The 26,905-nt window shown below is 38.2% G+C and carries 23 protein-coding genes; 5 read left to right on the forward strand and 18 right to left on the reverse strand.

Features of this window, described 5'->3' with window-relative positions:
* Window positions 1-347: 347 nt before the first annotated feature.
* The 8 genes from ACQKEV_RS08705 to ACQKEV_RS08740 form a co-directional block, all read right to left on the reverse strand.
* The gene (locus ACQKEV_RS08705; RefSeq protein WP_427445897.1) at window positions 348-2,132 is read right to left on the reverse strand and encodes an ABC transporter ATP-binding protein; all 1,785 of its coding nucleotides are present in this window, start codon (window positions 2,130-2,132) and stop codon (window positions 348-350) included.
* On the reverse strand, window positions 2,132-3,886 hold the full coding sequence (locus tag ACQKEV_RS08710; protein WP_427445896.1) for an ABC transporter transmembrane domain-containing protein: 1,755 nt from the start codon (window positions 3,884-3,886) through the stop codon (window positions 2,132-2,134). The genes ACQKEV_RS08705 and ACQKEV_RS08710 overlap by 1 nt, the downstream gene beginning before the upstream one ends.
* Window positions 3,887-4,130: 244 nt before the next feature.
* Window positions 4,131-5,387 (reverse strand): DNA polymerase thumb domain-containing protein, encoded by a 1,257-nt coding sequence (locus ACQKEV_RS08715; RefSeq protein WP_427445894.1) that lies wholly within the window; start codon window positions 5,385-5,387, stop codon window positions 4,131-4,133.
* 410 nt (window positions 5,388-5,797) lie between these two features.
* Window positions 5,798-8,383, reverse strand: coding sequence for a polynucleotide kinase-phosphatase (locus ACQKEV_RS08720; protein ID WP_427445893.1), 2,586 nt, complete (start codon window positions 8,381-8,383; stop codon window positions 5,798-5,800).
* A gap of 2 nt (window positions 8,384-8,385) precedes the next feature.
* Complete coding sequence (locus tag ACQKEV_RS08725) at window positions 8,386-9,732, reverse strand: 3' terminal RNA ribose 2'-O-methyltransferase Hen1 (RefSeq protein ID WP_427445892.1); 1,347 nt, start codon at window positions 9,730-9,732, stop codon at window positions 8,386-8,388.
* A gap of 277 nt (window positions 9,733-10,009) precedes the next feature.
* Complete coding sequence (locus ACQKEV_RS08730; protein WP_427445891.1) at window positions 10,010-11,299, reverse strand: ABC transporter permease; 1,290 nt, start codon at window positions 11,297-11,299, stop codon at window positions 10,010-10,012.
* A gap of 1 nt (window position 11,300) precedes the next feature.
* Window positions 11,301-12,398 (reverse strand): ABC transporter permease subunit, encoded by a 1,098-nt coding sequence (locus ACQKEV_RS08735; RefSeq protein ID WP_427445890.1) that lies wholly within the window; start codon window positions 12,396-12,398, stop codon window positions 11,301-11,303.
* The gene (locus tag ACQKEV_RS08740; RefSeq protein WP_427445888.1) at window positions 12,395-13,294 is read right to left on the reverse strand and encodes an ABC transporter ATP-binding protein; all 900 of its coding nucleotides are present in this window, start codon (window positions 13,292-13,294) and stop codon (window positions 12,395-12,397) included. The genes ACQKEV_RS08735 and ACQKEV_RS08740 overlap by 4 nt, the downstream gene beginning before the upstream one ends.
* A 644-nt stretch (window positions 13,295-13,938) precedes the next feature.
* Here ACQKEV_RS08740 and ACQKEV_RS08745 point away from each other — a divergent pair.
* From ACQKEV_RS08745 to ACQKEV_RS08760, 4 genes are all read left to right on the forward strand, one after another.
* Window positions 13,939-15,201, forward strand: coding sequence for a DUF445 domain-containing protein (locus tag ACQKEV_RS08745; RefSeq protein ID WP_427445886.1), 1,263 nt, complete (start codon window positions 13,939-13,941; stop codon window positions 15,199-15,201).
* A 265-nt stretch (window positions 15,202-15,466) separates the two neighbouring features.
* Window positions 15,467-16,270 (forward strand): SGNH/GDSL hydrolase family protein, encoded by an 804-nt coding sequence (locus ACQKEV_RS08750; protein ID WP_427445884.1) that lies wholly within the window; start codon window positions 15,467-15,469, stop codon window positions 16,268-16,270.
* Complete coding sequence (locus ACQKEV_RS08755; protein ID WP_427445883.1) at window positions 16,263-17,180, forward strand: ABC transporter ATP-binding protein; 918 nt, start codon at window positions 16,263-16,265, stop codon at window positions 17,178-17,180. The genes ACQKEV_RS08750 and ACQKEV_RS08755 overlap by 8 nt, the downstream gene beginning before the upstream one ends.
* On the forward strand, window positions 17,173-18,153 hold the full coding sequence (locus ACQKEV_RS08760) for an ABC transporter permease (RefSeq protein WP_427445881.1): 981 nt from the start codon (window positions 17,173-17,175) through the stop codon (window positions 18,151-18,153). Before ACQKEV_RS08755 ends, ACQKEV_RS08760 begins: the two co-directional genes overlap by 8 nt.
* Window positions 18,154-18,418: 265 nt before the next feature.
* On the opposite strand, the gene ACQKEV_RS08765 is transcribed toward ACQKEV_RS08760, so the two are convergent.
* The 9 genes from ACQKEV_RS08765 to ACQKEV_RS08805 form a co-directional block, all read right to left on the reverse strand.
* Window positions 18,419-18,889, reverse strand: a complete 471-nt coding sequence (locus ACQKEV_RS08765) for a DUF4188 domain-containing protein (protein ID WP_427445880.1) — start codon at window positions 18,887-18,889, stop codon at window positions 18,419-18,421.
* Window positions 18,890-19,330: 441 nt separating this feature from the next.
* Window positions 19,331-19,960 (reverse strand): signal peptidase I, encoded by a 630-nt coding sequence (gene lepB / locus ACQKEV_RS08770; protein ID WP_427445879.1) that lies wholly within the window; start codon window positions 19,958-19,960, stop codon window positions 19,331-19,333.
* 187 nt (window positions 19,961-20,147) lie between these two features.
* A complete protein-coding gene (locus tag ACQKEV_RS08775) occupies window positions 20,148-20,807 on the reverse strand; it encodes a uridine kinase family protein (protein WP_427446244.1) in 660 nt (219 codons plus the stop codon).
* 1,165 nt (window positions 20,808-21,972) lie between these two features.
* Window positions 21,973-22,278, reverse strand: a complete 306-nt coding sequence (locus tag ACQKEV_RS08780; RefSeq protein WP_427445877.1) for a hypothetical protein — start codon at window positions 22,276-22,278, stop codon at window positions 21,973-21,975.
* Window positions 22,279-22,294: 16 nt separating this feature from the next.
* Window positions 22,295-22,810, reverse strand: a complete 516-nt coding sequence (locus ACQKEV_RS08785) for a hypothetical protein (protein WP_427457824.1) — start codon at window positions 22,808-22,810, stop codon at window positions 22,295-22,297.
* A gap of 25 nt (window positions 22,811-22,835) precedes the next feature.
* Entirely contained in the window at window positions 22,836-23,231 is a 396-nt protein-coding gene (locus tag ACQKEV_RS08790; protein WP_427457827.1) for a hypothetical protein, read from the reverse strand.
* Complete coding sequence (locus tag ACQKEV_RS08795; RefSeq protein WP_427445872.1) at window positions 23,222-23,824, reverse strand: hypothetical protein; 603 nt, start codon at window positions 23,822-23,824, stop codon at window positions 23,222-23,224. Before ACQKEV_RS08795 ends, ACQKEV_RS08790 begins: the two co-directional genes overlap by 10 nt.
* A 37-nt stretch (window positions 23,825-23,861) precedes the next feature.
* Window positions 23,862-24,926, reverse strand: a complete 1,065-nt coding sequence (locus ACQKEV_RS08800; protein WP_427457830.1) for an ABC transporter permease subunit — start codon at window positions 24,924-24,926, stop codon at window positions 23,862-23,864.
* A gap of 4 nt (window positions 24,927-24,930) precedes the next feature.
* Complete coding sequence (locus tag ACQKEV_RS08805; RefSeq protein WP_427445868.1) at window positions 24,931-25,797, reverse strand: ABC transporter permease subunit; 867 nt, start codon at window positions 25,795-25,797, stop codon at window positions 24,931-24,933.
* A 218-nt stretch (window positions 25,798-26,015) separates the two neighbouring features.
* Between ACQKEV_RS08805 and ACQKEV_RS08810 the strand changes: the two genes are divergently transcribed.
* Complete coding sequence (locus ACQKEV_RS08810) at window positions 26,016-26,249, forward strand: hypothetical protein (protein ID WP_427445867.1); 234 nt, start codon at window positions 26,016-26,018, stop codon at window positions 26,247-26,249.
* 130 nt (window positions 26,250-26,379) lie between these two features.
* On the opposite strand, the gene ACQKEV_RS08815 is transcribed toward ACQKEV_RS08810, so the two are convergent.
* Entirely contained in the window at window positions 26,380-26,892 is a 513-nt protein-coding gene (locus ACQKEV_RS08815; protein WP_427445865.1) for a hypothetical protein, read from the reverse strand.
* Between the last annotated feature and the right edge of the window lie 13 nt (window positions 26,893-26,905).

Raw genomic sequence — 26,905 nt, forward strand, 5'->3', positions numbered from 1 at the left:
CTTAAAAAGATTAATCTAAAAAACATTTGTGTTAACCTATTTGATAAATAGGTTAACACAAATGTTTTTGACTTAAAAGGTTTATGAAATAATTGAATCGAATTACATAAAACGTACTTATAAAAAATCATTGGAAAACAGAGTAATGACGATTTTTCAAATAACGAAGGAGCGAATACCCAATTATTTAACCGAAAGGTAATTCAACTTTTGCAATCGAAAAAGCGATTTTTGAGTTTATATTTTCTACTAAGCTGTAGGCTACTGAAGGGGTTTTATCAGAAGTACTCTTTAAATATAAAAATGTCTATCAAATCTAATTAATTTGATAGACATTTTTCATCGTTTTAGTTTTTAACCGCTTCTTCCACGATACCGTTCTGAAGCAAGTACATTTTGTGATAAAGCCCTTTGCTGGCAAGTAATTGCTGGTGATTGCCCCGTTCGACAACCTCTCCTTGATGAAGAACCAAAATCAGCTCTGCATCTTGAATCGTACTCAATCGGTGTGCAATTGCAATCGTAGTTCGTCCTTGACGCATTTTTTCAAGACTAGATTGGATCGCCACTTCAGTTTCCGTATCAATGTTAGCAGTTGCCTCATCCAAGACTAAAATCTTTGGATCCGTTGCCATTGTACGTGCGAATGCAACGAGCTGTCGTTGTCCACTCGAGAAAGTTGAGCCTCGTTCGGTCACTTTTTGCTTATAGCCTTCAGGTAACTGATTAATAAAGCCATCAGCTTGAACAAACTCAGCTGCAGCTCGGACTTCTTCGTCTGTCATATGTTGATTATGCAAACGGATATTGCTTTCAATGTCCCCGAAGAACAAGAACGGATCTTGCAGCACGAGACCCATTTTATCTCGTAATTCCTGAGCCTTGAAAGCCTTAACAGATTGACCATCTATCAAGATATCACCTTGTTCGAATTCATAAAAACGCATTAATAAATTGATGATGGAACTTTTCCCACTACCTGTATGACCGACAAGAGCTACCGTTTCCCCAGGGTTTGCAGTAAACGATATATTTTTCAATACATCTGTTTGTCCATCGTAAGAAAATGTCACATTTTGGAATTCAATTTTCCCTGCATCAATTCGTGCATCCGTATTCGTCTGATTTGGTACTAGTTCCTCTTCATCTAGCAATTTGAAAACCCGAGATGCAGCAACAATTGCTTGCTGGAAAATGGATAGCCGTTGCATGACTTGGTTAATCGGTTCAAAGAATCGGTCGATATACGTCACGAATGCGTAAATCACACCCACTTCGATTGTATTGCTGAAAGAAGTAACCCCGAAATAGCTCAGCAACATAATAAGTGCAAGTGCATACACCAGATCGATCGCGGGACGCAGTAACAAACTATCCATTTTGATGTTGCGCTTGCCAGCTTTCCAGTGCTGTTCATTGATGTCATTGAATTCATCTTTCAATCGCGGTTCTTGTCGGAAAGCCTGAATCATGGACATTCCTTGAAGTGATTCCGCCAGTTTTGCATTCAATTGGCTCAAACGTTCACGCAAATCTTGGTAAAACACTGAGCTGTATCGACGGTATGTTTTGATAATCATAAATAAAATCGGTAATAGCAATAAGGTAACGAGCGCCAACTTGACATTCAGAATAAACATCGCGATATAGACACCGACCACTAAAAACCCACTTTGCAAGAAACCAACCAAGACACTGACGAACATATCTTTAATGGCTTCCGTATCATTCGTTACACGAGATACAATGCTACCGGCAGGCGTTTTATCAAAATAACGCATCCCGAGGTTCTGTACTTTCGTAAAGACATCAATACGCATCTGCTGAATAATTTTCAGTGCAATCTCCTGGAATTTCAGCAGCTGGAAATAGCTGATGAAAACATTAGAGATTTGAATGAATAAATACGCACCCGCAAGGCCCACTAATGGTCCCGTTGGAAAGTTTTGAACGGTCAAATAATCATCAATGAACGTTTTGATTAAGATCGGTCCAACAACATCTCCGATTACGGTAAGTCCAAGGAGGAACAAGGCAAATGTAATGACCTTTTTATGTGGTTTCAAATAAGAAATGAGCCTTCTTAAGATAATGCCTTGATCTTTTCCGGTTAGTTTTGGCTGTTCTTCCATTACACCTCACCTCCCATTTCAACTAGTGCTTCTAATTGTTGTAACTGATACATTTCATAGTACCGTCCTTTTCGTTCCATGAGTTCTTCATGGGAACCTTTTTCAACAATTGTCCCTTCATGAAGCACAATAATCTGATGTGCATGTTGAATCGCGCTTAATCGGTGTGCTGTGATAATCGTTGTTTCATCAGTACGTGTTGCTTTCAGTGACTCAAGAATCGCTTCTTCTGTCCGTGCGTCAACGGCAGATAACGAATCGTCCAAAATTAACAATTCTGGTTTCATCATCAATGCACGAGCAATCGAAATCCGCTGCTTCTGTCCACCTGATAACGATACGCCTCGTTCACCGACGATGGTTTCATAACCATTTGTGAATTTTAGAATGTCCTCATGAATGTGTGCGAGTTGAGCAGCTTCATACACTTCTTCGATTGGAGCACTAGTATTCGCAAAGGCTATATTTCCAGCAACCGTCGTTGAAAACAAGAAATGATCCTGCGGTACATAACCAATAGCTGAACGAAGTCGTTCTTTTTTATAAGTATTGATTGAATGACCTCCGTATGTAATACACCCGTCATAGCCTTCAAATTCACGTAATAACAGCTTCAAGATCGCCGTTTTCCCTGATCCTGTCTTACCGACAATGCCTAACGTTTCCCCACGTTTCAATGTGAAGTGAACATTTTTCAGGGCAGCACGTTCATCTTCCGGGAACTTAAATTCATCAATATGAACTTCCAGGTTGCCTTGCGCTTTTACATCCAGTGCTTGCTCTGCATCATCAATATCAATTGGTTCAGCAAGCAATGCGCGAATCCGGTCGTAAGATGCACGTCCACGTTCAACAATATTGAATAGCCAACCAAAAGCAAGCATTGGCCAGACAAGTAATCCAAGATACGCTGTAAATGCGATTAAGTCTCCGATCGACATTTCTCCAGCAACAATAAATCGCGCACCGAACACAATAGATAAGAAAAACGATGCACCGACTATTGCCGAAATTGTAGGATCAAACAGTGAATCCACTTTCGCAACATGAATATTCTTTTCCACCACGTCATCCGATAACTGGACAAAGTCTTGAATGTCTTCTTTTTCCTGTCCAAATGTTTTGATGACTTTGATTCCCGAAATACTTTCTTGTGCTTTATCATTCAAGTTTGAGAACGCTTCCTGCGCAAAGTGGAAACGGTTGTGCAGCATTTTCCCATAGTAATTTGTCAAATACGCCATAATTGGCATAGGAATTAATGCAATAAGCGTTAACTTCCAATTGATTGTAATCGCCATCGCTGCAATAACAAATCCGCCAGTAGTGAGTGAATCCACCAGCGTCAAGACACCCGCTCCTGCTGTTTGTTGAACGGCTGATAAATCATTGGTCGCATGTGCCATTAAATCGCCAACACGACGCTTTTGATAAAAACGTGGTGACATGCGCGTAAAATGTTGGAATAAACGTTCGCGCAATTGGCGGGCAAGTAAAATTGCCGAGCCAAAAATCATCATGCGCCAGTAATAACGAATGATATACATGGCTAGAGCGGCTCCTGCCAGTAACATCAGCCACTTCACAAGCGCTTCGCCTGTCAAAGTGCCCAATCGAATTTCATCGACGACATACCCTATTATTTTAGGTGGCAGCAGTTGCAAAAACGCAACGACCATCAGCATCAAGATACCGACGATATACTGTTTCTTTCTCTCTTTAAAAAACCACCCTAAGTCTAAAAATACTTTCACGCAGTAATCCCCCGATTCTTTTTTACAGACTTTACTAGTTTAGCAAATGTTCCGAATTTAGAGAAGATACTAATTGGTAATTATTCGGAGTGAAAATTAGTTTATAGAAACAATCAAAGCTTTTGTTAGCTAAAAAATGCAGAATGCCATTTATTCCATCGTCTCGTTTCTGTCGTTTCAAATGACATTCTACATATTGTCTATCCCTGACCTGGTATGCCTAACTAAGTCGTAACTTCACTATTCATTCGGCCTTATGTCCACCGATTAATTTGGAACGAGCTCTTGCTGTGCCGGCATCCGTGTAGGAAACGGCACGCAGTAAAGCGGCCGAACCATATTTGCTGCGAATGTGATCCATAGCAGAACCAAGCTTTCGCTTGCGCCACTTTTCTGCTTCAAACAAGCTGAGCTGCATCGAATGCTCCGGCTCCATATTCGATAAAGTGACGGACAAACGTCGGACGGGACGGTCATCAAAATGTTCATCCAGCAGCTTTACACACATCTTGTAAATTTTCATTGTGTCGTTTGTGGCTTCTTCCATCGAACGGGAACGATGGAACCCGCCGCCAAAAGCATCTTTACTGTACTCCGCACCGAGGTGAACGGTACGCCCGACTTTTCCCGCTTCCCGCGCACGTCTCGCCACGTCTTCCGTCATTTCAAGGACAACTGCGAGAATGTCTTCTTTTTTCCGGTAATCACGAAATAGAATTTGCCCTTTTCCGTAACTGACTTGGCCTTCGATAAGAGGTGCTCCAAGATCCGATAAATCAATCCCCCAGGCATGATGATACAGTTGGTTTCCCATTACCCCGAATTTCGCTTCAAGTGTCGACAACTTCGTTTTCGCGAGATCCCCGACGGAAAAAATCCCCATGGCATTCAAGTTTTTTTCCATTCGCGGTCCGATTCCCCACATTTCGCGAAGAGGCGATACCGGCCATAACTTTGTTGGGACATCCTCATAAGTCCAGCGAGCGAATCCTGTTTTTTTAGCATCCAAATCAAGCGCCAACTTCGACATCAACATATTCGGACCCATGCCCATCGCAGATGGCAATTGAAACTGCTCCAGTAAATCGTCCTGAATGCGCTGAATGGTTTGCTCGACAGGTCCCCATAATCGTTCCGTTCCAGCCAAATCGATAAAACTTTCGTCCACGCTGTAAACATGAATCGCTTCTTTCGGCACATACTCACTAAGCAAACGCGTAATTTCCATAGACACCCGCACAAAAAAGCCCATTTTCGGTTCAATCAGCCGAATGTCTGGGTGATCCGGGATTTCAAATAAGCGAGTTCCTGTCTTCACACCAAATTCTTTTTTTAATGGTGGGGAAGCCGCTAACACGACGCTTCCCTTCTGTTGCTGATTCCCAATAATCGCAATCGGGGTTTTCATCACGTCAAGTCCTTCATCCGCTGCCGCACAGCTTGCATAAAAACTCCGCATATCGAGACAAACGATTTTCCGATCGGGATATTGTTCATACATGATGTTCTCCTCCTCAAAAACGAACAAATGTTCTTTTACTCTTTATTGAATTATACCCCGAACGAATGTTCTTAATCAATGGATGGAAAATATTTTCATTTTGAGGTGAGGAAACTTTCAGGTTGAAGGAATGGCACTCCAGGTAGACAGAATGGGAATCTAGGTAGACAGAATGGGAATCTAGGTAGACAGAACAGTTGTCCAGGTAGACACAATAGCACTCCAGGTTGCACAAAATTAAGAAACCCAAAAATTCCCCAAAGAAAAAATCGTTCGAAAGAGATCGAACACTTTAAATTAGTCTTTCAACTGGGCACGGGGAAGTCCTTATTATTATTTCTCCTAAAGGATGTAATATAAAAAAGAGTTCAAGCCAAAGACTTGAACTCCTCCATTTGTGTCTACTCATACTATAATCGTGGGTCTACAGGATCTGACTCCATTGCCAATGTTGCAAGTACACATTCATGTACTCTTTCAATTGATTCACCATTTTTATACCTTTTAATGCCTTCTACTCCTAGCGAGAATTCCTTAAGAGCAAGTTTTTGTTTTTTTCCTGTATTCCTATTTTTAAGACGTTCCAGGTTACTCGGTAGCAAATAATCCATCCCATAGATAATATTGAGATACTTTCTTCCCCTTACTTTTATTGCGGGTTGAAGCAGCTTCCCTTTATTCCTAGCAATGAAGAACTCCGGTTTGATTACAATTCCTTCGTGTCCCTCACTTGTTATGTCCTGCCACCAATGAATGACTTCTTCTTCACTTGCCTCATCCATAATGATTTTGTATTCCGTTTCCATAAACAGGCTGGATATCCTTGCAAATTGTCGATTCATTTCCATATGCCATGTGTGGGGATGGTCAAAGAATGTCTGGTTGCTATGAGCAAGAACATGGAATGGCGCAATCCTAATGGAATTCACGTCCTCTATTTCCCAGCAGTATTTTTGGAAAACTTCTTTAAATGTATAGGCGTTTTCAAGCTTTTGCTCGTATTCTTCCAACCAGTCTTTTAAAGCTTCATTCCCTTTAACAGCGGATTCAATCTTTTCCTTCAGCTTCATTCGATCTAGTATCGCATTTTCCGAAACATGCGCGTATTGGCTACTGATCAACTCTTTTGCTTTCAAGTTCCAAGGCATGATTTCAGCATCCAGTAATAAATAGTCAGTACCATACTTTTCAAAATAGCCGTTTTCATGCAAATTCCGATTGATCCGACCAACTATTTGTTCCTCAATAGCGATATCAAAAAATCGTCTACCTGTTCTTGTATAGATAACTCCCAGTGAATCTATGCCCGTATGTTTTTTGGAGGATTCTGTATCTTTAAACAAGAAAAGAATTGCACGGCTTCCCATATGTTTCTTTTCAGCAACCAACGTTTGAATCCCCTGGCTCCTGTAATAGTCGATTGCTTCTTTAGGATGCTCCAGGAAACCATCTAAAGCAGATGGTTTTGGGGTTGGGCTCATGGTTGGTGGGATGTAGATTAATTGTTCAATTGGTATCGTGAAATGAGATACCGTATCAATTGCAGGTTTTACGATTTCCTGATGTATTTTAACTTCTCCTAATTCTTCTGTAAGCACGGAATAGCCATTGATGAACTTGCCGATATTCGGCGGATTCAAGCGGTTTTTCTCCCATTCTTTTAATGGATTGTCAGGAGTTCCAGAGTAGTCTTCCTTTGCTTTTACGGAGAAGAATTCTCTTTCGGGATATCGATAAGCAGTCAATGAACCCCCAAACACCACACCTTGATCGATGTTAATCGTGTTATTGATCAGAAGAGGGGTAGGCTTGGGATCATGTCCCCAAACAATCAGGGAACTTTTCTTATGCGAGATAAACCAATCTTTACGGACTGGCTTATCATCAAATCCATCCGTATCTCCATATCGGCAAAAGTCACTTATTGCTTCAGATTGCTTACCAATGAATTCATCCTTTATCCCGGCATGAGTACAAATCAGGGTCTGGATTCCGTTCTTCGTAAATACATAATGGGAGGGAGCTCGAAGAAGAAACTCCTTAAGCACCAGTTTTATCTCTTCTGTTTTTTCGCTTCCAAATTCCATTTCAAATGCCCTGTATTCTTCTTCCACCTTTTCGTCTCCATGGTTCAAGGTGACATCTCTTCCATCCAGCCACCTTGCAATTTTCCAGCCATGATTGCTGTCAATCATATAGGCTAGGTTTTGCTCAACGTGTTCATGGACAAAAAGCATGGTTTTAAGTGATTGGGGTCCTCTACTCATGACATCGCCAATGGAAACGAATTTTCGGCCTTGCGGATGAAGAAAAAGACCTTTTTCATTCTTTTCATAGCCCAATTGATTCAGCAAGCAAATCATTTCGTCAAAGCAGCCGTGTATATCTCCGATTATGTCGATTCCATTCTGAATATCTTTTTCTATAGGATTTTTAGATCTAATGAATTCCAGATTATCGAATTCTTTAATCATATAAACGGACCTGTATCCTTCTTTTTTCAGGTAATTCTTTTCCCTTTTGAATGTCTGAAACTGTTGTTTAATGCGTTTTTTTCCACGAGGATTTTCTCTTCCTGTATCCCGTGAAAGCAAGTCCTCTTCTGCTATATCAAAAACAATTGACAAAATAGGGACATTGTTTTTCCGGGCCAATGCAATGTATCGTTTTCTGTCATCCGGATGAAGATGAGTTGCATCCACAAAGGTCAGTTTGTTCAACCTTGCCCTAGCATCAATAACTGTATCCATCATTGAGAAAGCTTCCCTGGAGATGGTCTGGTATTCATCCATCAAATTGTCTGCTTCATCTTTCGGTCTGTCCCGCCAGTCAATGAATTCTATATCACTTACCAAAACCCGAAAGTCATCTGAACTTATGACCTCTGATGGAAGAATCTCATTTTTTTCAATCATGCTTTTCAACAATGTGGATTTACCGCTATTGGATGGGCCAACCAGCAACACTATTCCTGCATGTGGTAATCTGATTTGCATAGTTAGTCCTCCTTTCTTTTGAAAATGCACATTTGTGTTGGGAAACCGTGAGAAGCATGCTCCTCGCCAATTCCATCAAACTGAAGTTCATAGTCATTGCTGTGGTTCCGCTCTGTGCACCATTGACGGAATTCCGCTCTAGTCCATTCAAACCGATGGTCATTGTGACGAAGATGTTCTTCCATATCGTATAGCTCATTGTATTCTCTATTTGGAGTAGTGATAATTAAGGCAGGTGGCTGATAGTCATCTAGCAACGTATCCATCGCCTTCGGCAAACGGGTTTCGTCTATATGCTCGATTACCTCGCACAAAATGATGACATCCTTGTCCTTCAATCTTTCATCATAGTAAAAAAGAGAACCCCAAAGTAATTCCGGGATTACAAATTTCTCTTTATTCTTCACTTTATTGAATCGTTCCAATGCTTTAAGTGAGGCAGCTTCCGACGGTTCCACTGCCAGGATTTCTGTTATGCCTTCCACAAAACCAAGTTGCACTGAAAGTTTGCCTTCACCTGAACCGAAGTCAATGACACTTCTAGGTTTCATTTGGCTTACGGTATTAACAATTTTTTCATAGCGTAACTCATTTAAGCGAACCTTTTTCACCGGTTCTACCTTTTTCTCATCTTTACTCGAATTTTCCACTAAGCTATAAATTTCTTTAAACCTGAGAGCTTGGCGATAAATCAGGTCACGCAACGGATGCTGATCTAGCCATCCTTCCCCATACCTCTCCAGTTTTTCAATTTCTTTTTCATCAATGAAATAATGCTTGTAGTTATCGATGACAGGAATCAATACAAACAGATGCCTTAATCCTTCTTGCAGCGTCTTCATACCTTTTATAGAAAGATATCTAGCAGAACTCTTGGTTTTAATGGGAAATGAGTATTCAATTTCTGGACGGTTAATTGTTACTTCATATCCTATCGGTTCAAATAAATTCATTAATTTTTCATCTGATAGAGAAGAAACCACTGGTCCAAACTCAAAATTAAAAGAAAAAGGATGATTTACCCACATTAAATGTTCTTCCTTTGGCTGCCCATTCAATGCCGTCCCTAGAGCAGACCTGATAAACGAACAAAAGATGCTGCTTACTGCAAACTCCCGATCGTTTATGTAGTGTGTAATGTCATATGAATTTGAATTGTTTTTTACCAATTCAATTGGATCTGGCGTGACAAAAATCGTCACTTCCAACTCTGTCTCTGTAAACTTACTATAAAATAGCCTTACGAGATGGCCTTTGTGATTTCTCTCATAAAGGTTGTTTGGATTCTTTGACAATAAATATGATATTGCTTGAACGTTGTCACCTGATGCTTGAATTGATAGTTGCATTCGGTATGCTCCTCTCTTACAAAGAAACCCTAAAAGTATTGAAGTAAATATATCACATCATTCATTAATTAACTCGTGCATTCTTAATGACTTTAATGCCTGATTTTTAATATCGTTCTTTGATGGCATTTTTAGCACACTTAACAATACCAATACATACTTAAACTTGATTCTTAGTTCAATAAGAAAAGGGCTGCCGAAGCAACCCAATGATTTTTAACTCAAACAGCTTGTGAGATGAATAAGAATCCATCTAAATGATTTGATTTTAGGATTATCATTTAACTTTCAATTGACGGTACCTGCCAAAGCTCACAACCCATAATATAAGGCCAGTGAGACCAAGGACCAAGAGACCTTTTTGGAAAGTGTATCGGTTATCGACTAGGAGCACACGATTCTCCTGTGTGAGAATACGGTGGAAATCTAGATACTGGAATGGATTCCATGGGGATGTGCCGACCATTGTCCCGACGAACAATACGCTACCCGTGAGTAGGAAGGTTGCTCCCGCATGTCGAATCCATAATGAAAGGAAGAAATAGACTGTATAGATGAAGAATACCATCAAAAGTGTCATCCATAGAGCCTGGATAAAGTAATCGCTAAGCGAGATGAAATGAAACGTGTCATAGTCCCCATTAGGTACAGGCGTTCGGTTGCCAAAGGCACTTGGATCTGGACCGTCATAGACCAACACTGGGTATGCCAGACTTCCGATGCCCCGGTCTAGTATACTAAGTAGAAGCGGAACCGTGGAGATGATACCTGTAAAAAGGATCGTATGAATCAGGCCGACCAGATATTTTGCGATAAACACCCGTCCCTTAGAGACCGGGAGTACCTGGAAAAAGTGCAGCCCTCTTTTTTTCCGCATGCTCTCACTCGATACGCTATTCCCAAACAGGAAGGCTCCGAGAAGAATCGTAATCGGGATTAAAAAGTATTGTGTGAATTGATATAAAATGTTCCATCCTACCGTCCCATACCGTTCCGTCTTTTGTTCCCATTGTGCAGCAGAAAACCCTGTGAATTTATTATATAGAGTAGGCTTGAGACTATATAAAAAGACATCCTGGGCTGGCGGTATCAGTCCTTTCTCAAGCAGTTGCTGTTTCTCTTCATAAGATGCGCGAAGAGTGAAGTGGTCGACACGCTGTTCCTCAATGCTGACTTGAGCCTCCATAGGATTTTCAACTACCATCTGCAACCCATCAAGATCCGCTGAGTAAATATAATCCCAGTCGCCGCTATCATAAGCGATTTTTAAGTCCTCATATTTCTTTATACTCATACCAAAACGGTCCGCCATGAAGGCCTGTTCGTCAGCAGTCGCTGTGTCTCCCGCCTGTTTTGCCTTTACTGCCGCAGCATCTGCCTCGGCTGCCCACTGACGGAATTGGTCGATACGATTTTGAATCAGATTCTGATTCGTCGCTTCCATATCACGAGCCGCCTCTTTGTTGAACAAATAGAGTGCGCTGATGGCAAAGATACAGATAAATATGGCAATCCAGGTGCCTTTCCGTTTCCAGATTTTTTTCACTTCAAAACGAAATGTGTGCATCTTACACACCTCTCTTTCGATTGATTGAAAGTGTCCCAATTACTAGAAGGACTATAGAAAATAGAAGGAGGAGATAGATTCTCCATTGTGTTGAATACTGATCAAGCAAAGTTTGTTGAACTTGCAGTGCAGATAACGGATTCCATTGGAAAGGTTCTCCATTAATCACGAGCAAAGCTCCTCCTGCCACCACCAGTATGGCAATCAAATAACTGAGCAGCGTAGACCGGAACGTATAGCCGATGAACCAGCCAAAAGTCAGTACCAAAATAAGAGCCATTCCTCCTAGAACCAGTCCATTCTGTATCACATCTGAAATCTGAATCCAGTTCCCTCCCACTTCTGCGAACGGATAAGCTGACTGGTTCTCCAAAGCATCTGTGAACTGTGACGCAAGGATATAGGCAGAGACTGTGACGACTGCCAGCCACATCACCCCTGCGATCAGGAAACTGCCGAGTTTGATGAGCATATAGCGCGCTCGTGAAATCGGTAAGGTATAAACGAGTCGAACATTCTTCTCCTCATATTCTCCTGTCACTGATGACAAGAGGATGAGCAAAAGGGCCAAAAATCCAAACCCCGTCAATGCATAGGACAGGACCAGCTGTGTAAAGAGGAGTGGTTGAATTGTCAACTTTAAATCCTCTTTCGGCAACCCTTTCCGAATCAACTCGTCATTGAGTCGGGTCACTTGGTCCATCTCTGTTTCACTCAAATAAAATGTTCCGCCAAGAGCCTTAAATTGTTTGGCCGTTTGGTAGAGCGTATTCTCCATCGTCAATTCGTCCATGGTCTTCTGAGATTGGATAGCATCGACCACCTCATTTATTTGCACATAAACCATACTGCCAACCTGCACTTGTTCCTCAAGCTCAGGAGAAGGATTGTCTTCTAATACTTTTCTGTTCCCCTCCAGCTCCATCGAAACATCTCGTGCAAACTTACTGAAGTAGGTAATTTTCTCCGCCCGGACACTTTCTTGCTGCCAGACGTTGCGGACAAATAGAAGAGTGACTGCAGTTATCGAGAAAACAAGAAAATAGAGAAACAGCTTTGAGCGGAATAGTTTTTTAAACTCAAATAACAGCAAACTCATACTCCAACCTCAACTTTATGAAAGATCTCTTCATATAGTGTTTCAGAACCGCTCGTCACTTTATCCATGTCTAGGACCGTTAATCCGTTTTCATGTAGCAAAGCCAAAATCGAAGCCAGATGATCCGTTTTCGTCTCAACATGTATTAATCCTTTATCGAACCATGTGTTCTCTCCATATTCTTTTATCAGTTCAAACGCCCGTTCGCTATTTGCAACCCTTAGACGGTAGACGATTCGCTCGTGTTCAGTCGTATCCACGAGTGTCAACTTTGCATCCTTTAGGAATAGGATCTTGTTCGTGACTTTATCTACCTCAGCTAGGTTGTGTGACGACAATATTATTGTAGCTCCATTACTTGCAAGCTCGCCTAATATCTTTCTCATTAAAATTGCACTTGACGGATCCAGGCCATTAAGGGGCTCATCAAGCAAAATCACTTTTGGTTGAGGTAAGATGGCCATGGCCAAGAGGAGGTGCTGTTTCATCCCTAATGAATAGTCGCCTACCTTTTTCTTGAGATAGCTCTCCATTCCTACATACATGGCCACTTCCTGAATTCCTTTTTTCGGCAGCTTATGTACGTCTCGTATATATTTCAGATGGTCATATCCGGTCAGATAGTCAAAAAGGACGCTATTATCCTGCAAATACGCTAACTCTTTAAACACTTTCGGATTTTGATTCGACTTCCCCATGATGCTAATGCTTCCGGCATTAGGTCGAAGAAGGTTTGTAATACAATTCAAAAGCGTCGTCTTCCCCACCCCATTCGGTCCAACGAGCGCCCATATTCCTGGTTCTGCAATTTCCAAATCAATGCTATCCAATACAAGTTGATTTTTGTACTTCTTCGTCAATCCTTTCAATACCAGTCTCTCAAATGTCTCTCCCATAAATCTTCCCCCTCGTATAACAAATCACTAATTTAGAATATATTACCATTGTGTCTTATTGTTTTCAGAAAGACAAGAAAATTTTGACATATAGATATATTCCAAAGAGGAATCTTTAATAATACGTATTTTATGGGAGGATATTGTTTTTAATGGTAACAACGAAAAACACCAATCCGAGGAATGGTGTTTTTTTGGTGTACCTTTGAACTTGCGCATCCATTGCATTATCTCCCGTTAGCCACCCATGCATCACAATACCAGCGCTGCACCACAGAGGATGAAAATATGTGCAGAACGGGTGGCTAGGAGATGAAGGTCGATGAACTATGGTGCCACAGAGCCCTCCCGTTAGTCTGACTCCAACAACCACGGTGTATCACAGAATGTCGCGCCATTAATGGGTAGCACTCATGGGAGATTAATCCTACTCAGGTTGTTGCACTAGCCAATCACCCTATAATTTTTTACTAGGGGGAGGATTTTTAGTTGTGATGTGTTTACGAACACATCTCGATCATATTTACTCGAAAAGTTATAACCAAGAAAGCTCATGCAATTTTCCCAAAGAGACCATTCTTTTCTTACAGAATGGGAAAACCTATAATAGATGTAACGAATTTTCCGGAGGAGAGTGACAACAATTGACTATAATAGAAAGAAAAGCAAATTCTAAAAAAATTGCAAATTGGTCGCTCGGCATAATGGGAATGGGTTTCTTGGCTACCATGCCGATTAATGATTCTATAACTGGAAAGTTGTTGCAGGGAGGATTTGAAGCAGGTCTTATAGGAGGCTTAGCCGATTGGTTTGCAGTAACAGCGTTATTTAGACATCCACTCAATATAAAGATCCCCCACACGGCACTCTTACCTAAAAACCGCGAACGAATCATTCAAACAATTTTACACGTATTAGAAAATGAATGGCTCACGAAAGAAAGTATAGTTAATAAAATTAACCACATTCAAATTGCCCATTTGCTATTAGAAAAATTAGAAATGGGACTTCAAAGTCAAGAAATGAAAAGGCAGCTTCAAAAAGTCACTATTTATCTAGCTAGTAATATGGATTTAAACCTACTCAAACCTCAATTGGAAACGTGGGCAAAAGATCTTATGAAGGACATCAAAACAGAATACGTGGTCCAAAAAGCCATTGATAAAGCATTAAAAAATCAAATCGATGAAAAGTTATATACAATGTCCCTTAAAGTGGTAGATAGCAAATTGTCTGACAAAAAGACTAAAGATGAAATTACTAAAGTAATCATAAACGCAATTGAAAAAAATTCAGAGAACAAAATTTTTGGATTTGCCTTAAAATCTTTTAAGACTATGGTCAGTGGAAAAATGGCAGATATCATCGATGTATCGATCACCGAGCTTTTAAAAGACTTAAATAGCGAAACCAGTGAAAACCGAAAAAAAATCATTGGTTATATCCGAACCGAAATGGAGCAAGTTAAAAACAACGAGTCCGTTATTCAACAAATCGAAACCATTAAACAGAGTACTGTAAATGAATATGATATGAAGCCATTATTTGAAACGCTAAATAAACGTATCCAAAACCTTTTGTTGGCTTACGTTCTACAAGAAAATTTCATAGAGGACATACTCTCTCCAATTATTAAAAAAGGAATTGCCAAATTGAAAGAACATCCGACCGCCATATCGAAATTAGACGCGTGGATAAAAGTGGAAATTCTTAATATTATCGAAAAAAATCACCAAAAAATCGGGCAATTAGTGAAAGATAATTTGGATAAAATGACAAACGATGAAATTACAGTCTTACTTGAAAACAAGATAGGAAACGACATCACTTGGATCCGTGTGAATGGGGCATTATGCGGCAGCTTAATTGGACTAGCCCTAACTGGAATCAAACTAATCACAGGATAAATTCTGCCCCAAATCCTGCGTTAGTCCTTCTTTCCATAATAAATATCTAAACAATAAAAGTTCACAAACCTTGTATTTCTTTAAATGGTCTGGTATTTGGGCAAAATTATTCTATAGAATCTGGAATATTTTATTTAACTATTCTTCTTTATGTTTGCATTCAAAACTGTATAATTCTTTTCAGTTTGTTACAGAACGCATTTTCCTTTACTTTCCAATCATTTTTCATTACTTTTAACTTACTTAACAATAAGAGGATGATACCGTGAAAATAAATATGGTCAAAATCATTACAATTCTTTCAGTAGTTGCAACTGTTATGTGGGTTGGAGGTTTATTTTTAACGATAGATGATCAATTTTTCAAGAACCCTACTCCTCCCGCACCAACTGCTTCTGCCCTTTCGTCAGGAGCAAATCAAACAAAGGGCATCTCAATCGTTGCTCTAGGGGATTCATTAACCCGGGGAACTGGAGATTCAACAGGAAAAGGATATGTTCAATACATGTTGGACGAATTGAAATCAAACACGAAACAAAAAGTGGAATTATCGAATTTAGCCATAAAAGGCTTCACTTCCCAACAACTTCTAAAGCAGCTTGAACAAAAAGAAATCCAAAGTCAATTAAGTGATTCCAACCTGATTGTTATGACCATCGGTGCGAATGATTTATTTCAAGGGGGTGAATCCCTCTCTCATCTAGATCAGTCAATTATTAGTTCTCTGGAAAAAAATTATTTAGGCAATCTTAAAAAAATCTTTGACACCATAAGAATAATAAATCCTGAAGCAACTGTTTTCCACGTTGGAATATACAATCCTTTCATTGAATTACCCAATTCCGAAAAAACGTCCGAGGCTGTTCGCAGATGGAATTTCGTTACGGCAGATTTGGCTGCATCTTATAAAAAAATTGTGGTAGTACCAACTTTCGACTTATTTGAAATAAATGTAAATAATAATTTATCCAGTGATAAATTCCATCCAAACAGTAATGGGTACAAATTAGTGGGGAATCGCGTTGCAGCCCTCATTAACTTTGAGAAGGAGAATAAACAAAATGAGTAGCTCTCACCCTCCTTTATTAGTTAAAGATCTTAAGAAAACAATAGGGAAAAAAGAAATCATTAAAAATATTTCATTCGAACTGAAGCAAGGTGAAGTTTTTGGTTTTCTGGGTCCTAATGGAGCAGGAAAGACAACCACAATACGCATGCTTGTTGGCTTGATTAAACCGACTTCTGGGGTGGTTTCCATTTGTGGCTATAATTTAGCACAAGATTTTTCCAATGCCATAAAAAACCTTGGGTGCATCGTGGAAAATCCTGAACTTTATCCTTATTTAACGGGCCGTGAGAATCTGCAACAGTTTGCTCGAATGGTTCCTGGAATCAATGAAGACCGCATACAAGAAGTCATTGGCCAAGTGGGACTTCAAAATCGAATTCACGATCTGGTTAAAACCTATTCTTTAGGAATGCGTCAGCGACTTGGAATTGCCCAGGCCTTATTGGGGAAACCCAAAGTTCTCATTCTTGATGAACCTACAAACGGTCTAGATCCCGTCGGAATAAGAGAAATGCGTGAATTTATTCGAAAGTTAGCAGAGGAAGACCAAATAAGCATCCTTATCTCCTCCCATTTACTAAGTGAAATCCAACTTATGTGCGATCGAGTAGCCATTATTTCAAAAGGGGAAATCATTAAGATTGATTCGGTTGCACACTTACTTGCCGAACAGGAAAGAGTATCTTGGAAACTTCATCCATTGGCACTAGGAAGAAGAGTTTTATCAGAAGAAACAACCATATTGTACGAACACGATGGGCAGTTGATTACCCTTTATGATGAGCAAAAGCTCTCGTTCATTAATGAAAGATTGGTTAGAGAAGGTGTCAAAGTAAGTGGAATCCAAACAAAAATTCCAACACTTGAGGATTTATTTATCGAGTTAACCGGTGGTGAAACGATTGATTAATTTAGTCCAGAATGAACTCATCAAACTTGTTCGTAAAAAGCGTCTATACGTAATTGTCGCCATTGTGGCGGTCCTTGTTGCGTTGTTTACTTACGCTCAAATGAAAGAAGTGAAAACTTTACAAGAACGCTTAGGGACTACTGACTGGAGAACGCAATTGCAGCAGGACATTGTGAATTCACAAAATCGCCTTGCATCGAAAACCATTCCAGATGATTTCCGTAAATATTTACTGATTAGTGTCAGCCAGCAGGAATATTATTTGGAACATGATGTGGATCCTTCAGCGCCTGGAGCCCCTACATTCATGCGCATATTTTTGGAAAACTCTATTGACCTATTGATGCCGTTGATGGTTGTCGTCGTCGTTGGTGATTTGGTTTCCTCCGAATTAAGCGGTGGAACAATTAAAATGCTTCTAACGAGACCAGTTAAAAGATCGCGGATTCTACTAAGCAAGTTTCTTACAATGATTCTTTCAGTTTCCTTTATTGTGTTGTCCCTTGGTATATTGTCCTATCTCATATCGGGAGTAGTCTTCGGCTATTCCGGTTGGACGATGCCTATTCTGACCGGATTTTCAACAAATGGATATGACCTCGTCACAACCAATGTTCACGAAATCGGCCAATGGCAATACCTTCTGATGGAATTTGGACTTACTTGGTTCGTTGGAATCATCGTGGGGTCAATTACGTTAATGCTTTCTGTCTTAATGCGCAGTACGGCAGCTGTAACTGGCGTTATGCTGGCAACTCTTATCTCGGGTCCCATATTGGCTAATATGGCCTCATCTTGGGAATCGGCAAAATATCTTTTTATGGTCAATCTTAGAATTACGAATTATATCAGCGGAGGAGCTCCCCCCATCCAGGGAATGAACCTGGGCTTTTCGATGGTAATCCTTACAATATGGGGAATTACAGCACTCGTTGTTGCCTTTATTACTTTCACGAAAAGAGATGTGTACTAATTTAAGAAAGATTTTTTCAATGAGGAAGAATAAGTAACTAACCTGTAATAGATAAAGAAAAATAGACCTCTTTTCATTAACGACTAGCACAATTTAAAAGCCTGAAATCTATTCAGGCTTTTTCTAATTTCCTATTTTCAAATCAAATCTCCATCTTTAATGACAATCATCTGTTCTTCAGATAAAGCACCTATAATTTTTTACAAATTAAAAAGCATTCCTCATTACTTGGAAATGCTTTGCTTTTTACTAAAAAAAAATTACATTATTTATTTATTCTACGCCTTGCTGAATCTGTCTTTGAAACTACAGGAATATGAGAGGTAGCCTTTGAAAGTCCGAACTTCGGCATATTGTTATATATAGCTTCCGATGCACTTTTTTCAATTATGTATGTTTCATGGTATATCCCCACACTTCCGTCGTCTTTAATCTTTTGATTAAAGCTTTTCCAAGCCGCAGCGTGTGTCTTCCCATGAGCATATGCCTCCAAATCCTCAAAGCTTCTCCAATACTGGATAAGTGTTACCCCCCTCCAGCTAAAAAGAAATTCAGTGTGACGGAAGCCCCATTCTGAGTTCTGATATAATTCTTTGATCATTGGTCCCATTGCCATAAAGACAGGTACCCACTTTGAGAAGGATAAAAATTTATTAATACGCATTCCAATTAAAAATAAAACGAAACTCTCCTCCGTGCTTGCTGTAAACCTACCGTTATAAATTTTCTCTCCCAAAAAGTTACCCCCTATTTGTGTTTAAAGTCGTATATTCTATTTTTAGCTACCAGTTAGCCACCCATGCATCGCAATACCAGCGCTGCACCACAGAGGATGAAAATGTGTACAGAACGGGTATAGATTACTACGGATAGGAGATGAAGGTCGATGAACTATGGTGCCGCAGAGCCCAACCGTTAGTCTGACTCCAACAACCACGGTGTATCACAGAATGTCGCGCCCTTAATGGGTAGCACTCATGGGAGATTAATCCTACTCAGGTTGTTGCACTAGCCAATCACCCTATACTTTTTACAAGGGGGAGGATTTTGATTAAATCAGCTAACAGCTTAATAATAGATCTTACAAGGCTCAGCCTTTTTTAAAAAGTTTTTTACTGGGTCTATTTTAATTTGCACTTTTTTGATTTTAATTTTCATAGGGGTCAAAGAACAAAAATCATTTTGAATAGCCCAAGACTGTTCCTTGTATCCTTTCAACCGGTAACAGGCCAAAATCCTTGCTGTCAGTCCCCCGCCACCACTGATCAACCAATACAAAAACTGTACCTTCTTTTACTTGAATTGGATTCATTTCGGTTTTAAAATATCTCTTTACACTTTCTACGTCTACTACACCGCTCAAATCATTATTTTCAAAGTATTCCTCTTCAGTCCGACCGGTCCTTGTAGCTTCCCCATAGAAGGTATCCAACCGCTCATTGTTTATATACACGTGTCCGTACCTGATCATAACGGTTTCACCAGGTAGTCCCACTACTCTTCCCAAATAATCTTCTGGAATCAATGGATTTTTCTTAATTTCTGATTCGATCATCTTATAATAAACGACATCCCCGCGTTCAAGAGATTCATAATTTGGATTTACCACTAATTTGCTATGTGTTATGGAATTATAATCGTAATTACCTCTATCCATGGAATCGGAACCCCAATCTACTAAAAGGTGTTTTTCATCAGGTGTGACCATTTTGATTTCTGGCGAAGTTTTTTCATCCGTAATGGTTTTCATCTCTGGTGTGCATCCTACTAACAACAGACTGAGCAAAACAAACATCAGCTTCTTCAAATCCACCAACTCCTCTTTACATATTATACCAACGTCATTCTGATACAACACGTAATTTAATGAATTTTCTGTGAATTATTTTATTAAAAGAAGCATGACATACAATGCAACATATTTAATGACCTTTCAGATGGATATGAAAAGAGCTACATTTGCAGCCCCTCGAATTTAACTTAAAGAATCATATTTATGAGCTCTGCCAGCTTTTAATATCAATTTTTTCCGGTAAAAACTCATCATTTGAGTTATTTATAACAATATCAAAATTTCTATGATAAGGATGCATAAATAAATCGTATTGAATTCGTCGTTCTTCATGAGATTGTCTTAAATATTTTATATCCGTTCCTCTTTCAGCAACATCGCGAATACCTCTTCTAATTAACTCGGTTTCTCCATCCGTGTATAAGTAGATTTTTATATCAAACAAATTTGGGTCTATAAATGCCACGCTCATACCTTCGACTATATTTACTTTATTTCTTGATGAAATTACAGTATTGTTCTTAGAATTCGTGCAAAATGAATAAAAATCTAAACCATCTCTCAGCATGCATAGGTCTCTCTCTAAATCAGATAAATTATGTGCAGCAGGATGACATGCAGTCATTTTATAATGATGGTTTTCATTCATATATTCATAATCTATAAAAGTATGTTTCCTAATATTGGACCCTATAATATATGGATCAGTATTAATATAATTTACGTCTCTATGATCGAGAAGTTTAATAAGATTGTTTGCAAATGTTGTTTTTCCGGAAGCACCATGACCCGATATCCCGATGATTATTTTTTTATCATCATTTATAATTTTATTGGCTATCTCGTTTAAGAACTTATCCATAATCCCTTCCCTTTTCTTCTGAATTTGAATAAAATCTTCTGGCATTATTGACACATACTTTTCTAGATTTTAAGCAAAGACTTCCATAAATTTGAATACTTTTTTGTTTCTTCGTATTGAATGTTAAAATCTTTGACTTTAAAGAAAAAGAAATTCCTTAATAATTTGCTTTTTGTTACAAGAAATCTACTGTTGTTGCAGTTTATTCAGTTACTTCTTACAAATCATCTAATTTTTTAGCTGATTTGTCTTTTTCGAACTTCTTTGTTTTTATCAGTGAATACAGTTCTCTGAAAAAGATATAATACGCAAGCAACATCAATGTTATCATCGGATAGGCAATCTTAGGATATTTATCAAATATAAAATCTCGTTGAGCAAGCATAAAATAATGTATCATAATTAATAAAATGAAATAGTAAATTACTGAAATTAATTTATTATGTTTGCTGAAAATAACTAGAGCTACTAAAAACAATACATTTGCTAGAACAAAGGTCCACAAAAAATTAATCACAAATATTGTTGATTCCACTTTTAACACAACCCTAAAAATCCCCTAATTAGATAAAGCGTTATTTACAAGTCAATTGAGTAAGTACTAAAATGACTGTTAGTCCCACTACTAGATAACAATCTGAGTGTAACTAGCGGAATATAAACAGTTTTCAGCGCTAGTTTCCTGCAATTATAAATCCTATTGACGCGGTAGTTGTTCTACCTGCGAATATTTCCCCCAAATAATAACTGTGCAGCAGAATCAATAGCATCGATAAACCTATCCCCATCTTTATTATTTCTGCGCCAACGAATACACTTGCATTGACTAAGATGGATTGTTTTTTTCTTTTAGATACTTTAAGTACGCATCTCTATCTTTAAGATGATTTGATGAGACATCATTTTCTGTAATAATGTTGGACTCTGTGACTGGAGCAGGTGTTAGATTAATAAGTCTAATGTTAATTTCTGTTAGTAAGGATATCCCTCTAAACAGGCAGCCCACAATTATCCCAAAAGCAATACAACCGCCAATGATTGGTCCCAATATGAACAGAAAATAACCTAAAATTGAAAATAACATTATTAAAAATAGAAGCTTCATTGTTCTTCCCCCAATTCAAAAACTACTCTATATTGTATTTTGACAAAATCAAAAAGAACCCTATGCTTCGCCGTAGAATTCAGCGAAATAGAGAAAACCAATCTTTCTAACAAGGAAGTTTCTCAACTCACCTTGAGTTGCTTCTTCGATTGGTGGTTTAGTTAAGGTATATGCTTTTGGGTTTAACTCTGCAATTTTTTCTTGATCAATTTCATTATGGAATTGATCATCTATAATACCGGATGATAATGCCGCTTTTGGATAACTCATAAAAAACACATGCGTTCGAAGTGCCATATGGGGTGTAGAGTGTAATAGAAGAAAAACACCTACATCTAACACGAGAATGCTTATCATTTTTTTCATGCTTATCCCCCATTTATTATTCATAGTAACCATTAGAATCTGGTAATTCTTTGTATTCTTCTTTGTTTGAAAGAATGCTATGAATATGATCTGCCAGCTTCAACAATTTCAATACATCCTCTGGATACCCATCACAATAACTCTGGGTATAAAAGGAATTAGTCTTGCCATCCATTTGAATATTCCAGATTGTATAAGATGGTGGTTCGGTATCACATACCTCTTCTTCTCTCACCGTGAATTTTGAATCATCCATAATATTAATATTCATCATTTCATGATAAGTCTGTTCCATTTCTTCTTCACTAAAAGCGATGTTTACTTCGATCGTGCCGTCCTCAACTAAGTCCTTTACAATCGTATCATTGAATGTGTCGATTTTTTGTTTACCATAAGTACCATAGATCAGACTAAAGTTAAAATCCGCAGGCATTTCTTTAATTTCCAACTTATCAGGTTGGTTAGAGCAGCCAATAAAACTCATGATTAAAAGTGGGATTAGATACAAGAAAAGAGATTTTTTTCTTGTCAAAACAATCACATCCTTCTTGCAATAGTTAACCTTCTAGAAATTTCATATAATAGAAAACTTTATCATCGACCTCGACGATTAATATATCGAGTTCCAATCCGTTTTCACTTGCAGAGTAGATTTTTGTTCCTACCGGTAACTTTGTAGCAGTCCAATCCTTAAAGCCGAAACTACTAGTTGATTGCTTTTGTGTTTCACCTAAAAGAGTGTGTTTTATTAATTTTTCTTTTCGTTCTTGAAACCATTCTAATTCGGTCATATTACTATAGATGAACCCATTTATCTGTATAATATCTGCTTCAGAATCTTGTTTTATCACATCTTTAGCTGTAATGATCCCATCGTCGGCGACACCACAACTCGATAGAATGAAAAGCAAGAGTGAGCATAGTAATAATAAATTTGATTTACTTATAAACAAGATTGATTGTGCTCCTCCTCAAACAATTTTTGTAATTTCCTCGATAACTCTTTCTGTTTCGTTACAAAATCTTCAGTAGATATAATGAAATAAGAAGATGTACCATCTAATTGAATTAATGGGCATTCGTCATAAATTAAGCTGATCATTAACATATTTTTAGGGGCAATTGCTTTTTGGCTCAGGAATCTCTCCAGATCTAGGTATAATGTTCTCCCTAATTCGTCTGTAGACTTCTCAAGCGTGAAACGACCGGCAAAGCTGTTCCACCAGACTCTAAAAGAAAAGTGAATTTCATGATAAGTCTCCAAACTTTCTTCAGTTTTTTCAAATAAACTTTGATAAAACAAGCTTTTCTCATCCATAAAAAGCTTAATATCATTCAATGGATGCTCGGCTATTCTAGATTTCACTTCACTCCACAAACTTCTAAAACGAAATTCAAAATCTTCTTCAAATGCACATTTCGAATAAATAGAAGGGAATTTGTACTGTTCTTTACTGCGTTTCTGATTTAGAAATATATTTTGTATATAAATCAAAAAGTTCAATGAATTGGAAGCTTCTGTTTTGATTTCTAATGTACATTTCATTAAATTAACCCCTTTTCCGGACCCATTATCCTTGAACTTAATCTCTTGCAGATCGCATGGCTCTTAAATGAATTCTCTCGAAGGGATGTTCACCCTTACTAAATTCAATTTCACTTCGTTTTTGAACAGGCTCCCTCGTACTGTCGACTGCTGCTAACACTTTCGTCAATCCTTCCATCATCCCTTTTGCAGATAGGATTAATAGGCAAATAAATAAAATTGGCATGAAAGAAATCCACGGATAGGACGTCCATAAGTATTCCCACCACATCCCTAGCAAACCAGCCCATTCATTTGAATTGGAGACTCGTTTAGTGGAGCCAAATAAATCACCACGGAGGGTATATCCCCCTATGAATAACCCTAGAACGGCTAAATGGGACATTAAAATCAGCGTGTGAATGAAATCTCTTAAGAAAATAATCGCTAGTTGAGGAACGAGAAACGGTTTAATATGTTTATTTACAATTCGCCAATTACTGGCTCCAAGCGTCCTGGAGCTTTCGATAAATTCCTTTTTATAAATGGTCTTTACTTCATTTGCAATCAAGATTGAATTTGTTGGGACAAAAAGAAGAGCAAAAATAAGGATATAGAAAAGTACCCTGCTCCAATAAGGCAAAGGCTCCGGTCCGTTAACTAAAGCACCATCTACCATAAACATCTCCACCTCAGATATTAAAATGCCATTCAATAGAAGAAATGCCAACAAAGTCATCGGGAAGTAGTTCAAAGCATCTGCCATTGATTTAAGGGGTTTTTCAATCTTCTGCAGGAAGAAATGAATGAACAGCCCAATCCAAAAGGACGGGAAAACACGGAGAAATGTAATCAGTATTGCGGCTGCAATTGTATATTTTGCTCCTACAAGCATGACGATAAATAAATCCCGTCCAAAATTGTCAGTTCCTAAGGGTGGAAAGTTTTTATAACTGTAAGGTGCAGGTAATGGTTTCCCCTGGCTATCATAAAGTAATGAGGTTGTAGGAATCCGATCATTAAAGAAGAAAAAATATAGCATGCTAACTACAAACAGACCAATGATGCTGAGGAAGCCGGAAAGAAATAACTTATTTAAGAGAATTCTTTTTAAAATATACACACAATCACCATTCCAATCTTTGGCCTGTATATTTTTCTATAAGGCTAGTAATAACGGCGTATAAGAGGAAAACAGGCACAAAAAACAGTATCAAAGTGAATGCAATCACATTCGGATTTGGATAGCTCGTTATAAACGTAAAAATTCCATAGATGTTGAATAGTTTTTCAAAAATCACCATTGAAGACAATAGATACAGAACAATCGTCTTACTATGACTAAAAATGCTTGGGGCTATATTTCTCAGAACATGGTAAAAGAAAATTTCCGTTTTGTTAAACCCTTTGCTTTTGGCCAATTCTACGTATGATTTAGTCCATTCATCACTGACTAAATGGAGGTTAATTCTAAAAATCATGAATGAGGGAATTAAGGCTAACGTAACAACCGGCAGAAAATACGTTTGGTTTTGGGATGAACCAGCTACAGGAAATAATAAATGACCGCTCTGCTTGAAATATAAAATAACGGAAAATTGAATGAGCATGATGATGAATAAGTCTGGTAGGGATTCGAGTAAGGATACAAATCTAGAAACCAAATCGTTTATTTTTTGTGGAAGCAAGACTGTGAGGTAAGTAATAAATAAACCGCAGATCATAGCAATAAATAGCGCAGAAATGAAAATGGTTACCGAGTAAAAGTAATAATCCCAAAAATTTAAGAAAATAGAATACTCTTGATTAGTCGGTCCTAAAATAATTAAGTTGTCAGGAAAAATTAGAGACTTGATGATATGTAAAACATTTTTCAAAAAAACCGTAAAATCAAGCTGAATTCCATTAGAAAACAACCCTACGAATGCACTTAACAAAATAATTCCAAGGACTACGTAAAGAAAACGCGTTAATACTCTCAAACTTGAAATCATAAGGATTCTCCACCTTAAATTCTTTATCCAAAAATTGTAACTTAAAGTCAAGATTACCATATATTTTTTGGGAGTAATAGCTATTATTAAGTATTTTCCGATAATTAACATTGTTTCGCTTTGACGCAAATAGGAATTGCATTGAAATTCCTGTAAATTCTTTGGTTGTATCTTAACTCAGAATAAAGTTTGGTGATTTTTATTCAGGAGATGAAATTATGACAAACCAACAAAATACAGATCAACAAGGTAACCAAATTTCCAAAGGTATTAAAGAGAAGGCTGGAGCAGCATTTCATGCAGTGCACAGCGCTTTAGAAAAAACTGAAAATGCCGCTATGAATGCGGTGGATAAAACTGCTAATGCAGTTAATGGTCTAACCAATAAATCAAAAAATAAGACCGGTAATTCATCGAACAATCTAACCGCTAACAAAGGACTGCAACATTAGAATATCTGGTTTTAGATTGTTTGATGTCTTCATATATAAAGCACCCACGAATAATAAAATCGTTGGGTGCTTTATCTATTTATATTCGCTCTTACTGAAACAAATAAAAACAGTGAAAAATAATGATACTTTATTTCTCATGTAGCCAGCCTTCCACTTGTTCTTTCATCTCTTTTTCTAATCCGTCGATGGTTTCGGTATCATTCACTGCCATTTTTACGTATTTTTCTGGAAACATTTTCTTTATGGAAGATGCATATTGATTCCCGTCTTTTGGTTCAGTGTACTTAATTACTTCATAACCCGAATCCACTTTCTTTAATTGAATGAAGGCAGGTAATGAGTGTCCTGATTGATTGTTGACACCACTATCCTTATTAAATCCGCCGAAATATGACCACATGTATACGTTGATTATTCCTTTGTACTCACTAGTTCCATAGATCTTATGGACTTCAAATTGTTTTTCTGAAGGATAATATAACTTCTTGTATTTTTCTACTATATACGCTGAAATCACCTCGTCCATTTCTTTAGTTACATGTGCATTTCCATCCTTGATCTCGGGAGAATCTGGAGCACATCCCACTAAAAATACCGACAATATCATGATAAACAATTTATTCATATACCATCTTTTCACTAAGAAAATTCTC

It is taken from the genome of Paenisporosarcina sp. NPDC076907, from assembly GCF_050269735.1.
GTDB lineage: Bacteria > Bacillota > Bacilli > Bacillales_A > Planococcaceae > Paenisporosarcina.